This window comes from Bacillus sp. FSL R5-0286 (assembly GCF_038593245.1).
GTDB classification, from domain to species: Bacteria; Bacillota; Bacilli; order Bacillales; family Bacillaceae; genus Bacillus; species Bacillus altitudinis.
This window is the reverse complement of record NZ_CP151977.1, coordinates 3,313,779-3,327,385: the sequence shown is the minus strand read 5'-3', so window position 1 is coordinate 3,327,385 and position 13,607 is coordinate 3,313,779. Positions and strand designations below refer to the sequence as shown.

Below are 13,607 nucleotides of genomic sequence, written 5' to 3'. Positions count from 1 at the left end.
TGCCTCCTTAAGCAGATTTCTTTCTGTCGAGTAGGACTGCAATCAAGATGACAATCCCTTTCACAACAGACTGATAGAATGATGAAACACCAAGTAAGTTCATACCATTGTTCAAGACCCCGATAATGAGTACCCCAATGAGTGTACCGACAATTCGCCCTCTTCCGCCGGATAGGCTTGTCCCGCCAAGTACAACGGCAGCAATTGCATCAAGTTCATACGACGTACCAGCTGTTGGTTGGGCTGAGTTGAGACGAGATGTTAAGATCGCACCTGCTAAAGCAGACATAAAGCCGGCTAATGAGTAAATCATGATTTTGACGCGTGGTACTTTAATACCTGAGATGAGGGCTGCTTTTTCATTTCCGCCAATGGCATACGTTCTTCTGCCAAAAGGTGTTTTATGAAGCAAGACCCAAAGAACGATAAAGGTGAGAAGCATGGTGATCGCTGGAACAGGAATGCCTAAGAAATATCCACGGCCAAATAGCTGAAATGCATAGTTAGAGCCAAGCCCTGTAATTGGGTTTCCGTCTGTATAAACAAGCGTCAATCCTCTGAAAATCGTCATCGTCGCAAGTGTTGCGATAAAAGGAGCCATTTTTCCTTTTGTGATTAAAAGGCCGTTGATCATTCCAAGGATGGCACCGATGATACATCCAACGATGATGGCAAGAATCGGGTCCAAACCAGATACAATAAAGCCGGCAGTCAGAGCACTAGACAGCGCTAGAATGGCACCGACAGACAAATCAATTCCTCCGGTTAAAATAACAAACGTCATGCCAAAGGCAATGAGGGCGTTAATGGAGATTTGTCTGAGTAAGTTTAAAATGTTTAATGGTTCTAAAAAGGCCGGATTTAAAATAGAAACAATGGCAACAAGGATGATGAGTCCTAAGAATGGCCCAAGCTTTTGCATGATGTTGTCAAATCGTCCATTTGAAGTAAGTGGTTTCATGTTACTTCCCTCCTGTAGCTAGTGTCATAATTCGTTCTTGTGTAGCTTCTGTTTTACTTAATTCGCCGCTGATAGTTCCTTCATGAATGACAAGCACTCGATCGCTCATCCCAAGAACTTCTGGGAGCTCAGAGGAGACCATCAAAATCGCAACGCCTCGATCCGTCAGCTCGTTCATGAGCTGATAAATTTCTCGTTTCGCCCCAACGTCGACACCTCTTGTCGGTTCATCTAAAATCAGCACCTTCGGCTGAATGCCGATCCATTTGGCGATGACGACCTTTTGCTGATTTCCACCGGACAGGCTGCGTGCAGAGATTTCAGATGAAGCGGTTTTGATCGTGAGTCGTTTGATAAGCAGGTCAACAAAATCCTGTTCGTTTTTCTTATCAATCAGCCCCTTTGGAGAGAAGCTATCTAAGTTAGGTAACCCGATGTTTTCCCGGATGGATGCATCTAGCATCAGTCCTTCATCTTTCCGATCCTCCGTGATAAAACCGATGCCAAGTTTGACTGCATCACTTGGTTTTTTAATGACAGCCTTTTTCCCATGAACCCAAATTTCTCCTTGATCCAGGGGATCGAGTCCAAAGAGCGACCGCATCATTTCCGTCCGGCCAGCGCCCATTAAGCCTGCAACACCGACAATTTCTCCAGCTTTGACGGAAAAACTGACATCTTGAAAGCGGCCTTTCCTCGTTGCTTGCTTCACTTCTAGGACGGTATCACCAGTAGAAGGTGTGCGTTCAGGGTAACGATCGGTTAATTCGCGGCCGACCATTTTTTTGACGACTTCATGGAAATTCGTGTCCGGTATCGCTTTCGTATCGACCGTTTTCCCGTCACGCATGATGGTAATTCGGTCACAGATGGCGAAGATTTCTTCCATACGGTGAGAAATGTAGACGATAGACACACCTTCTTTTTTGAGTGATTTGATGACCTGAAATAGCTTTTCAATCTCACGGTCTGTGAGAGCAGCTGTTGGTTCATCCATAATAATGACCTTTGCATCGGTCATTAACGCTTTCGCAATCTCAATCATCTGCTTTTGGCCGACAGAACAGCTTCCTGCCTCTTGATCGAGTGAGAGGTTGACAGATAATCGGTCGAGCTGCGCTTGGGCGAGGGCTTTCATTTTCTTGGTGTCTAGGAGACCAAGTTTTGTATAGATTTCTTTCCCGATAAATAAATTCTCGAGTACCGTCATATCAGGCCATATATTCAGCTCCTGATGAATGAAGGCAATCCCGTTCTGCTCGGCTTCTTTCGGATTTTTGAAAGCGGTTTCTTTTCCGTCGATTTGAATCGTTCCTTGATCCAGGGAATAGAGTCCTGTCAGCAGATTCATTAACGTTGATTTTCCTGCCCCGTTTTCACCCATAAGTGCATGGACTTCACCTGTGACGAGGTCAAAGGAGACCCCGGCGAGAACGGTGTTTTTTCCAAAGGCCTTATGGATGTTATGCATTTCAATGTTCATAAGTGGCTCCTCCTTTTAAAAGATGACACCGGCATGAAGAATGCAGTTTGCGTATGGGGTGGCTTCACCCGTTCGAATCACTGCTTTTGCCTGTTTGGTCATGTCTTTAAATGTCTCGTGATCGACTTCATCTAATGGATGTGAGAACGCTTTCTTTAGAAATAAATGATCTCTCTCATTGGCTTCTTTGATTTCACTGGCGATCGTGATGTGTTCAACAGCCATTTCCTCAAGAAGGAGGGAAGTAACCTCCTGAAAGGATGGTGTGCCGATGGATAATGCAAGGTCGATCTTGACCGGGCCTTCTGGAATGGGCAGGCCGCAGTCTGCGATGACAATCGTATCTGTATGACCAAGGTCAGCAAGCACCTTGGCGATATGACTATTTAAAATACCATTTTTCTTCATTTCTTATTCTCCAATTCTTCTCTTGCTGGCATGCCGCCTTGGGCACCAAATTTTGTGACTGAGATAGATGCGGCTAAGTTAGCAAAGGCAAGTGCGTCGTATAGGGATTTTCCTTCTGTTAGTGCTACAGCTAAAGCGCCGTTAAAAGTATCGCCAGCGCCTGTAGTGTCGACGGCTTTCACAGGATAGCCCGGTACCAACACTTCTTTTGATCCGTCAAAGTATCGAACCCCATTTTTTCCTTCTGTAATGAGTAATTTGTTTGGATATTGGCGCAAAGCCTCTGCTATGGTGAGTCCATCAAACATAAGAGCTGCTTCGTGTTCGTTTGGCGTGATATAGGCAGCTTGATCTAATATTTGCTGAGAGACTTTGCGAGCTGGTGCGGGATTTAAGATGACTGGAATCCCTTTTTCGCTGCAAATGGCGCAGACGGCTTCGACTGTTTCTTCAGGAATTTCCTGCTGGATGAGGACGATTCCGATATTTTCAATAGAAGAAAGCGCATCTTTTACATAATGAGGTGTTACCTCATTGTTTGCTCCTTTGACGACAACAATGCTGTTATCCCCTTCAGCTAAAATGATATGAGCTGTTCCGCTTTCCATTTCGGTAACCGGTTTCATATAGGTGGTACGAACACCTTGTGCTTGCAAATTGCTCATAATGTCCTGACCATACGCGTCATCACCAACTCGGCCGATCATATATACATCTGCACCGAGCCTTGCGCTTGCCACTGCTTGATTGGCTCCTTTTCCCCCAGGAACCGTTTTAAATGATTCGCCTAGGACGGTTTCTCCTGCATTGGGACGCTTATTCGATGTGACAACTAGATCCATGGAACAACTTCCTACGACAACTATTTGACTCATTGTGAATCCACCTTTCTTGTGGTCTCTCGTTCAATAAAAGAGACGGGCATTTGAATAACTGCTTGATCTATAGGCTGTTTTTGAATGGCTTTAATGATCAGCTTTGCGGCTTCTTTCCCCATATCATAGGCAGGCTGCCGGATCGTTGATAAAGAAGGGAAGAGCAGTTCACTTTGCGGAATATCATCAAATCCAATGATTTGTACTTCTTTTGGAATGGCTTTTCCAATACGAAGCGCTTCGTGTACGACGGCTGCTGCGACGATGTCATTGCTGGCAATGATGCCATCTGTTTCAGGGTACAGCTTGAAAAGAGCCTTGGCGCTTTTTCGGACTTCCTGAAAAGAAAAAGAAGCGTTAGACATCACATGAAAGTTAGCACCTTCTTCAGTCAGAACATCAAGTGCGCCTTTGAATCTTTGCCGCGCCGTTTGAAGATGAGCGGGCCCTTTTAGCAATGTGATTTGCTGACTGCCGCGTTTGATTAATTCCATTGCAGCCATTTTCCCACCTGCCGTAGCATCTGCAAACACAGAAGGTGCATTTGGAACGGTACGATCTAAGAAGACAACAGGCAGTTCATCATCATTGTACAAATCCGATTCAGGTTCGTTTGTGACAGCGATGACACCGACCACCTGGTTTTGCTTAAAGGTTTGTAAATAGGCCATTTCCTTCTCCCGATCTTCATCACTGTTTCCGAATAATAAGCGAAAACCGTGTGCATGAATCTCATCCTCAACGCCTCTAGCCAGCTGAGGGAAGAAGGGGTTTGTGATATCAGGTAAGATGAGACCAACTAATCTAGATTCTCTTTTAAAAAGGGATCGTGCCACTTCATTGGGGAAGTAGTTTAGCTCCTGCATCGCTTGTGTCACACGGGTTTTCGTATCAATATGGACGTATCCAGTATCATTGAGCACGCGTGAAACAGTTGCAACAGACACTTTAGCAGCTTTTGCAACATCTTTAATTGTAGCCAATGGAGTGCCTCCCTTCTTTGATGTGTAACCGTTTACACAGATAGATTATCATGAAAGCATTGAAAAAACAATCTTAAAAAAATAAAAAAAGAAAAGAAAGAGGACGTCTTCCTTTTCTTAACTAATAATGCCCGTTTGGGTAATGTTCACTTTGATTTTTGGGATGATCTTCACTTTTGGATAATCGGTGACCCAATTCATTTTCATATACTCATCATAATGTCTGACTCTGTATTTTCTGCCGAGGCTTAGCACATCGGAATTCGCATCTTGCAGGGCAGCAACAATTTTTTCTGCTTCTTTTGTCAAGATGGTTGAAAGTCTTTTGTTAAGCATTTCAATTTTTTTGTCTGTATCTAGATTATCTTTTGGGTACTCAAGGACAGAGGTTGCGAATTCATATTTGAGTGAGTATGTTAAGTTTCGATGATCAGGATTTAGAATCTCGATGTCTCTCTTCACATCAGTGACTTGAATCGTAATGTAATTGTTTTCTTTTGACTTCATGTCGCTTCTCACTTTTTTGGTGAAGTTGGCATACTTGCCCATTTTTCCGTCCATGACGGTGAGTAAGATCGCATCTTGACCGTACAACTCGCCTTTCTTCTTCTCATTATCAAATAGAGCAACCCCTTTTACACTGATTAATTTCTTCGATTGATCAAAATAGATTAACGGCAGTGTGAAATCCTCTCCAGTTTGAAGCATTTTAGATCGAATACTTTGAATGTTTTTAGGTGCTACTTGGGAGGAGCGTGATGCGGTTGTGATCAAGTTATTTAAATAGTCACTCACAATGAGTTTTTCCTTCAGCAGCGAGTTAATCACTTCTTCACAGGTCCCCCCTTGAACAACGGCAAGATTTGCGAGGAGGGGGCTTTTTGGATCACGATAAAACATATCTAAGTAGGGAAGAAGACGATTTTGGGCAAATTCATCACCGATCAGCATCACCCGCATTTTCGACATGTCTATTTTTTGATCCACTATCCGGCTGAAGTTGGTTCTTGCTTTTCTTAAAGTAGGTGCTTCCGTTGTGAGAAGAGTGGTTAAAAAGCTGCCAGTATTTCCTTGCTCCATACTTTGAGACTGCTGCACCTTTCGATAAGTAATCGAGTACTTCGCATTGTCATCCTCTCCTTGATCAACAGCAGAGGTTAAAACAAGAGAGATATTCTTTAATAGGTTCTGATCCCAGCAGCCAGGCATGAATATGAGAGAAACACACATGAGCAAAGTCAGTATGTACTTATGACGCATGTGATTTCACCTTCCCTTTGCGATGTTTGATAAAGATGATAATGGCCATAAAGATTGGGAGTGTGTAAATAAATGAATATTGAGCGATGGTGGTAAAATCATTAAAACGCTGAATTCTAAAATTATCGGTTGCAAGGTAACAGCTAGCCGCATAGATCAAAATGGCAAAATAAAAGACGTATTTTTTGTGGTCTTTTTTCTTGAGAATACTTGCTACGCCATTTGCACAAAAGTAAAGATAATTACTGAGTGTGGCAAGAATGATAAATACCCAGAAACTAAGAAAAATCAGATCTGTCCGCTCAATCACACCGAACGAAATGGTTTTTAACAGATAAAGAACAGGGTTTGGAATGATTTTAAGCTCAATCGGGCTGAAAAACATAAAACAAATCACTGTGATAAATAGGTAGTAAAGAGTCGTGCATATATTGGCAATGGTCATGACCTTGTATCGCGCTTTAATGGTGCCTTTCATCAGTGGAGAGATGATCAGAATCATCTCAAATCCATTCATAGATAATACAACATCCTTCAATCCAAGCTGAAATTGAGAGAAGTCCGTTTGGAAAAAGGGCATAAGGTAGTCGATATTGGTTCCTTTTAATGAATACAGCATGATGAGAGACAACAAGAGTAAAAAAGGAGTCAGAATAAAGTTGAATCTGACAATCGCTGTAATTTGTTCCTTGGCGATGTAAAGGATGGATATCATGAGTAGTAGGTTGATGACCCAATTGGGTGTAAGTGGTAAAACCCATATACCCAGAATTCTCGTGAAAATAGATAGAACGACAATACAGACTGAGGCGAAATAAATTGTATAAAGAGCCACTAAGATTCGCCCAACCCATTTTCCAAAAACCTCAATTAACGCCTCGAAAAATGATGTCTCAGGATATTTGTGAATGATATATATAAAAATGGTATTGATGATTTGGATAAAAAAACAGGCCAAAATGATAGCCATCCAGCCATCATGCCCCATATCTTTCATGAGCAAATGAGGCAGGGCTAAAATACCGACACCAATTTGAGATTGAATGATAAAAAAGACAGCCTGAGATGGAGATATTTTATTTTTCATCTTGATTTTTCCATCCTCTCAAATTTTCAATTTGCTCTTTCTTTTTTGGATTTAAGTAAACAGGGCGCTTTTTATACATCCACATCGGTAATCGAATCACAGTATCTTTTAAGTCCTGCCAGTTAAATGGAGCCACTGGTGATAAATACGGGACACCTAGTGATTCGAGGCGGCATAAATTCATCAGGACGATCGACAGGCCGAATGAAATGCCAATAAACCCAAACATCGATGCCATGAACATGAGGGGAAAACGCAGCATCCTGATGGTAGACGTCATTTCAAACGAAGGAAGAACAAAGGAAGCAACAGCGGTCACGGCGACCACAACGATAAGAACATTCGAAATGAGTCCAGCTTTTACAACAGCGTCCCCAATAACCAAACCGCCTACAATTCCAATCGTCTGACCAATTGGCTTTGGCAGTCGCACCCCTGCTTCTCGTATGAGCTCAATCGTAATCTCCATCAGCATTGCTTCTATTAAAGGCGGAAAAGGAATGCCGATAATGGAATTTTTCATCGTAATCGCTAATTCATCCGGGACTACCTCATAATGAAAGCCGATGACTGCAATATAAAAAGAAGGCAAAATCACAGCGATGATACAGGCAATATAACGAAGAATACGAATAAACGTAGCCGGAATCCAGCGACTATTGTAGTCATCTGGTGATTGAAAGAAGCTAAAGAACGTAATAGGCAGAATGATAGCCATTGGACTGCCATCCATCAGCACAACAATTCTTCCTTCAAGAATGGCAGATCTCACTTTATCAGGTCGTTCTGTGTCAATAAGCTGCGGGAAGATGGAATACGAATCATCCTCAATCGCCTCTACAATAGAACCGGGGCTAAGCAGCGTGTCTACTTTAATAGAAGAAATTCGTTTGTTAACCTCATCTATCTTTTCTTGATTGGCAATATCAGAAATATAAACCGTCGCAACCTTTGTTTCAGATTTTGTACCGACCTTATGATACTGGATTGCAAGTTTTCGATCATTTAAGTGTGAACGCAGCAAATATAAATTGGTATCTAAACTCTCAACAAACCCATCATGTGCGCCTGCAATAATACTTTCAGAAGAAGGTTCAGAAATGGAACGCAGCGGCGGCTGCCCAACGGCAAATATTTTGATCTGTGAGGATTTTTCATCAAGGAAAGCAATGCTTCCTGCAATAATGCTGTCGACAATCAGCGTCAAGTCTCCTGTTTCGAGTGTACTAAGTGATTTTGTATAATTCTGCTCTCCAGGAGGACCGAGCAAGTTGCCGATAATGAAGTCGTTTAATTTGCTTTCTTCAACTCTTGTTTTAATATAAAACAGCACTGATTTCGTTTCATTCACCATTAATTCCCGGTATTCAAAATCAGCGCTTTGCTGAAATGCTTTTTTCAGAATCCGAATCTTTTCCTCAAAACCACCTGATAAAAAGTGTAAGCGTGTTTGCTCATTCGTGTTTGGCATCTTTAGCCTCCTCTCACAGATTTTTTAACCATAGTGTAAGCCGAGAAGATGATTTTATGCGTCATCTTTGGGGAAAGCATGACACGCACCGACAACTTTCAACTAAAATCACATTAAAAATGTTAAGAAATGATGAATCTTGATAAAAAGAAATGAATAATGTTTCATTGTTTAGGTCATAAGGGGTGAATATCGTAAAAAGAGTCTATAACAAAATGATTAATTTTTGACATCTTATCCCAATTTTTTGTGACCTGAAAATAAGCAGATGACTTGATTTTTTGAGAGGTGACCTTTGTCATAGGTCAACACATAGCGTTCTGACCAATGAGGATGACTTTCTAACCTGTTCATTTAAAAATATAAAATATTCTAAAACACGCACTATTCATTTAAAGCACTGATATGACTGATTTCGTAGAGATGAGAGGGCTTTAAAACATTGATTCAAAATACATCTTAATAATTGTCGAAAAATTTAGGGAGAAAAGGACAAAAGATTTTCCACTGTTTGATGGTAACGCTTTCTCTTGTTTGAAGCAGAAATTCAGTCGTCATTTTGTCCGTCTTTTGGCCTTTTCATTTGAGCGTGAGATAGGCAAATACGCCTTCTGATTAGAGGAATTTGGCATACGAGGAAGTGAAAGATTATGTTACATAATACCGATTGTGATTTTATGCTGAACCTATATACTGTTGATTGAATTTACATATCACACTCATAAAAAAAGGAGATGTAGATAAGCGATGTGGTTAATCGTTATAGCCTGTGTCATCATGTTAGGGATTGGCTTTATTGAAAAGAAGCGTCATCAGAAAAATATCGATGCCCTGCCGGTACGCGTCAATATTAATGGTATACGCGGAAAGTCTACCGTTACAAGATTGACAACCGGTATCTTAATGGAGGCAGGTTATAAAACTGTCGGCAAAACAACAGGAACGGATGCAAGAATGATTTATTGGGATACGCCAGAAGAAAAACCGATTAAAAGGAAACCGCAAGGACCGAATATCGGAGAGCAGAAAGAAGTTATGAGAGAAACCGTTGAAAGAGGAGCAAATGCCATCGTCAGTGAATGTATGGCGGTGAATCCAGATTACCAAATTATCTTTCAGGAAGAGCTGCTTCAAGCGAATATTGGCGTGATCGTAAACGTTCTTGAAGATCATATGGATGTGATGGGGCCAACTCTTGATGAAATAGCTGAAGCCTTTACAGCGACAATTCCTTACAATGGGCACTTGGTTATTACGGATAGTGAATATACAGATTTCTTTAAAGAGATTGCGAAAAAACGCAATACTGAAGTGATTGTTGCAGATAATTCCAAGATTACCGATGAGTATTTACGGAAATTCGAGTACATGGTGTTCCCGGATAATGCTTCACTTGCACTTGGTGTCGCACAAGCATTGGGAATTGATGAAGATACGGCATTCAGAGGCATGTTAAATGCGCCGCCTGATCCAGGAGCGATGAGAATTCTTCCATTAATGGACGCAAAAACACCTGGACATTTTGTAAATGGATTTGCGGCTAATGACGCAGCATCTACATTGAACATTTGGAAGCGTGTGAAGGAAATTGGGTATCCAACAGATGAACCGATTATTATCATGAACTGTCGTGCGGATCGCGTAGATAGAACGATCCAGTTTGCGGAGGATGTACTTCCTTATATTGAAGCAAGTGATCTTGTCTTAATTGGTGAAACGACAGATCCAATTGTGAAGGCATTTGAGGATGGAAAAATTCCGGCTGACCACTTACACAACCTTGAATATCAATCTACAGAACAAATTATGAACATGCTTGAGAAAAAGCTTCATAATCGAGTGGTTTATGGAGTCGGCAATATTCACGGCGCCGCTGAACCTTTAATCGAAAAAATTCAAGAATACAAAATTAAGCAGCTTGTCAGCTAGGAGGAAATATAGAAAATGTTCGGATCAGATCTTTATATCTCGTTAATTTTAGGTGTTCTACTCAGTTTAATCTTTGCAGAAAAAACAGGAATCGTACCAGCTGGGTTGGTTGTTCCAGGTTATCTGGCGCTCGTCTTTAACCAGCCAGTCTTCATTTTAGTTGTTTTATCTGTCAGCTTGCTGACATATGTGATCGTTCGTTTTGGTCTATCGAAATTTATGATTTTGTACGGACGCAGAAAGTTTGCGGCGATGCTGATTACAGGAATTGCCCTAAAGCTCATATTTGATTTCTTCTATCCAGTGGTTCCGTTTGAAATAGCAGAATTCCGTGGAATCGGAATCATCGTGCCTGGATTGATTGCGAATACGATTCAAAAGCAAGGTCTTACGATTACCCTTGGAAGCACATTACTTCTAAGTGGTGCAACATTTGCCATCATGTATGTTTACTATCTATTTTAAGATAAGGTGTGTCCAATGATGAATAAAAAATTGAGCTTTCAGGAAAAGCTGCTGAAAATCACAAAGAACCAAAAGAAAAAGACGAATAAACATGTACTGATTGCTTTACCGATTGTCATTGCTTGTACATTTCTATTTACATTTATCGGGAAAGCACAAGTACCAACTGTAGAAAAGAATCCAGAAAACATCCTGACCGCTTCGTTTGTCGGAGATATTATGTTTGGAAGAAATGTAGAGAAAGTCACAGACCGCTATGGAAAGCAGCACCTGTTCCGCTATGCGAAGCCGTATTTTGATGTATCAGATTATGTAACTGGGAATTTTGAGCATCCAGTGGCTTCAGATAAGGAACAGGCAGCACAAAAGAATATTCATTTGAAAACAGATGAAGATTCTGTACAAGCGTTAAAGGATTTGAATTTCTCTGTACTAAACTTTGCGAATAACCATGCAGCAGACTACGGTGAAAAAGGCTTAAATAACACGATTGATGCCTTTGAAAAAGCTGACATGGATTATACAGGGGCAGGGCGCAACGTCAAAGATGCGAAGCAGAACATTTCATACAAAGAAGTGAATGGCGTTAAAATCGCTACCCTTGGTTTTACAGATGTATATGGAAAAGATTTTAAAGCAACAAATCGCAAGGCAGGTATTCTGCCAGCTGATCCATCTATCTTTATTCCGATGATTTCACAAGCTGCTGAAAAGGCAGATATCGTTGTTGTTCATGCGCACTGGGGACAGGAATATAACAATGAAGTAAACGACAGACAAAGAGAGCTGGCAAGAGCGATGTCAAAGGCTGGTGCTGATATCATTATCGGTGCACACCCGCACGTTCTTGAGCCGATGGAAGTCTATAACGGAACAGCGATTTTCTATAGCTTGGGTAACTTTATTTTTGACCAAGGCTGGTCAAGAACACGTGATTCTGCCATTGTTCAGTATCATCTGAATGAAGATGGAAAAGCGACATTTGAAGTGGTTCCAATGTACATCAAAGAAGCGACACCTGCTCCAGTTAAAGCAGGATCTCTTGAATCAAAATCGATTATCCGTATGCTGACAAATGGCACGAATGCGGATTGGAAAGAAAAAGACGGACATATTTTCTTTGAAGTCGATCATTCTGATAAAGTTCAAACATTAAAAGAAAACGAGGGGAAGGATAAAAAATGAAATTCCTTAAAGCAAGCTGGCCGTTTGTTGCGTTAATTTTAGTCTTTGTCTTTATGTCTGCTTTTAAATTTAGTGACAGCCTCACAGATCATGAGAAACAAAAGATCTCGGTTGAAATGCAGAAAATTGAACAGCAAAAGCAGTCAAAAGCGGAAGCGAGTAAATAAAGAAATGATGATGAAAAGAGCACGCGAGGCGTGCTCTTTTTTGACGGAAAAAGGTGTAAAATGAAAGGGGTCATGTCGAAACTATAAAAGAAAGGAGGAAGAGAGGATGAAATGGAAAGGAATACTGCTTGGAGGATGTGCCATTGTAGGACTTATGTTTATGTCTCAAACAGAGGTGTCTGCTCAAACAACATCTCCTTTAAAACAAGCGGAAACGCTGATAGGTACGCCTTATCATAAAGGAGGAATCGATCCGAAAACGGGCTTTGATGCGTCTGGCTTTATACAATATGTATACAAAACAACAGGTGCATTTGATTTGCCGCGAAAGGTGATCGATCAATACCAAATCGGTGAAAACGTATCATGGGGAAAAGCGAAGCCCGGAGACCTTGTCTATTTTCGCAGTCTTGAAGAAACAAAAGACATCCCGACACACGTTGCTTTGTACGCTGGAAATGATCAAGTGATCCACATCACACTCAGTCAAGGGGTGGTGAAAACAGATATCAGCAAAAGTAAATATTGGACCGATCGGTTCTATGCGGTCAAACGGCTGCCTGTCTCCCAAGAGATGTCGGATGATCAACTGGTGAAAGATGCGATGAAATATTTAGGAATCCCTTATGTATTCGGGGCATCAGATCCAAAAGTAGGATTCGATTGTTCAGGTTTTTTACAATATTTATTTGAAAAATCACTTGGGATTTATTTACCAAGAAGTGCTGAGCAGCAATGGATGGTTGGAGAGAAAGTAGCACGAGACGATATTCGCCCTGGAGACTTTGTTTTTTTTAGCAACACGTATAAAAAAGGAATTTCACATGTAGGAATGTACATCGGAGGGGACCGCTTTATTCATGCGAGCCGTTCGGAAAGTGTGACGATTTCTTATTTGTCTGAATCGTATTGGCGTGAGAAATGGACAGGTGCGAAACGATTAACTGAGCTGAAACTAGCGAAAGAAGACCCAGTCGTATCAAAAGCCGCTACGTATATTGGAGAAGTACCTTATGTAAAAGGTGGTGCGAGCCCAAAGCAAGGCTTTGATACAGCAGGATTCACGCAGTATATCTATCAAGAAGTGCTTGGAATTGAGATGCCTCGCTATGCGCCGGGACAAGTTAAAGCAGGCACACCTGTAAAACGATCGGAACTAAAGCCAGGAGATCTTGTCTTTTTTAAAGGGACTTCGTTGATGCCAGCCATTTATGCTGGTTCAAATCAAGTCATTCATGTGACGGTTTCAAATGGCGTTGTCATTACCAATATGAAAACAAGTACGTATTGGAAGGATAAATATGAGACGGCCGTTAGAATCAAAAAATAAAGA

At 41.3% G+C, this 13,607-nt stretch carries 13 protein-coding genes; 5 read left to right on the top strand and 8 right to left on the bottom strand.

Annotated elements, in window-relative coordinates; genetic code table 11:
• Nucleotides 1-7: 7 nt before the first annotated feature.
• The 8 genes from rbsC to NST24_RS17145 form a co-directional block, all read right to left on the bottom strand.
• Nucleotides 8-961, bottom strand: coding sequence for a ribose ABC transporter permease RbsC (gene rbsC, locus NST24_RS17180; protein ID WP_007497532.1), 954 nt, complete (start codon nucleotides 959-961; stop codon nucleotides 8-10).
• 1 nt (nucleotide 962) lies between these two features.
• Nucleotides 963-2,444: a sugar ABC transporter ATP-binding protein gene (locus tag NST24_RS17175; protein WP_342462045.1), complete on the bottom strand. Its 1,482-nt coding sequence runs from the start codon at nucleotides 2,442-2,444 to the stop codon at nucleotides 963-965.
• A gap of 15 nt (nucleotides 2,445-2,459) precedes the next feature.
• Entirely contained in the window at nucleotides 2,460-2,852 is a 393-nt protein-coding gene (gene rbsD / locus NST24_RS17170) for a D-ribose pyranase (RefSeq protein WP_017360008.1), read from the bottom strand.
• Nucleotides 2,849-3,727, bottom strand: coding sequence for a ribokinase (gene rbsK, locus NST24_RS17165; RefSeq protein WP_135009608.1), 879 nt, complete (start codon nucleotides 3,725-3,727; stop codon nucleotides 2,849-2,851). The genes rbsD and rbsK overlap by 4 nt, the downstream gene beginning before the upstream one ends.
• A complete protein-coding gene (locus tag NST24_RS17160) occupies nucleotides 3,724-4,710 on the bottom strand; it encodes a LacI family DNA-binding transcriptional regulator (protein WP_342462044.1) in 987 nt (328 codons plus the stop codon). Before NST24_RS17160 ends, rbsK begins: the two co-directional genes overlap by 4 nt.
• Before the next feature lie 117 nt (nucleotides 4,711-4,827).
• A complete protein-coding gene (locus NST24_RS17155; protein WP_342462043.1) occupies nucleotides 4,828-5,970 on the bottom strand; it encodes a Ger(x)C family spore germination protein in 1,143 nt (380 codons plus the stop codon).
• On the bottom strand, nucleotides 5,960-7,057 hold the full coding sequence (locus NST24_RS17150; RefSeq protein ID WP_216895262.1) for an endospore germination permease: 1,098 nt from the start codon (nucleotides 7,055-7,057) through the stop codon (nucleotides 5,960-5,962). The genes NST24_RS17155 and NST24_RS17150 overlap by 11 nt, the downstream gene beginning before the upstream one ends.
• Nucleotides 7,047-8,528, bottom strand: coding sequence for a spore germination protein (locus NST24_RS17145; protein ID WP_341017705.1), 1,482 nt, complete (start codon nucleotides 8,526-8,528; stop codon nucleotides 7,047-7,049). Before NST24_RS17145 ends, NST24_RS17150 begins: the two co-directional genes overlap by 11 nt.
• A gap of 747 nt (nucleotides 8,529-9,275) precedes the next feature.
• Between NST24_RS17145 and pgsB the strand changes: the two genes are divergently transcribed.
• From pgsB to NST24_RS17120, 5 genes are all read left to right on the top strand, one after another.
• Complete coding sequence (gene pgsB / locus NST24_RS17140; RefSeq protein WP_007497522.1) at nucleotides 9,276-10,457, top strand: poly-gamma-glutamate synthase PgsB; 1,182 nt, start codon at nucleotides 9,276-9,278, stop codon at nucleotides 10,455-10,457.
• A 15-nt stretch (nucleotides 10,458-10,472) separates the two neighbouring features.
• Nucleotides 10,473-10,922, top strand: a complete 450-nt coding sequence (gene pgsC, locus NST24_RS17135) for a poly-gamma-glutamate biosynthesis protein PgsC (RefSeq protein ID WP_007497520.1) — start codon at nucleotides 10,473-10,475, stop codon at nucleotides 10,920-10,922.
• An 18-nt stretch (nucleotides 10,923-10,940) separates the two neighbouring features.
• The gene (locus NST24_RS17130) at nucleotides 10,941-12,107 is read left to right on the top strand and encodes a CapA family protein (protein WP_024718710.1); all 1,167 of its coding nucleotides are present in this window, start codon (nucleotides 10,941-10,943) and stop codon (nucleotides 12,105-12,107) included.
• Nucleotides 12,104-12,274 carry a hypothetical protein gene (locus NST24_RS17125; protein WP_008343253.1) on the top strand — a complete coding sequence of 57 codons (171 nt, stop codon included), beginning with the start codon at nucleotides 12,104-12,106 and terminating at the stop codon, nucleotides 12,272-12,274. The genes NST24_RS17130 and NST24_RS17125 overlap by 4 nt, the downstream gene beginning before the upstream one ends.
• Nucleotides 12,275-12,380: 106 nt before the next feature.
• Nucleotides 12,381-13,604: a C40 family peptidase gene (locus NST24_RS17120; protein ID WP_342462042.1), complete on the top strand. Its 1,224-nt coding sequence runs from the start codon at nucleotides 12,381-12,383 to the stop codon at nucleotides 13,602-13,604.
• The last annotated feature ends 3 nt before the right edge of the window (nucleotides 13,605-13,607 follow it).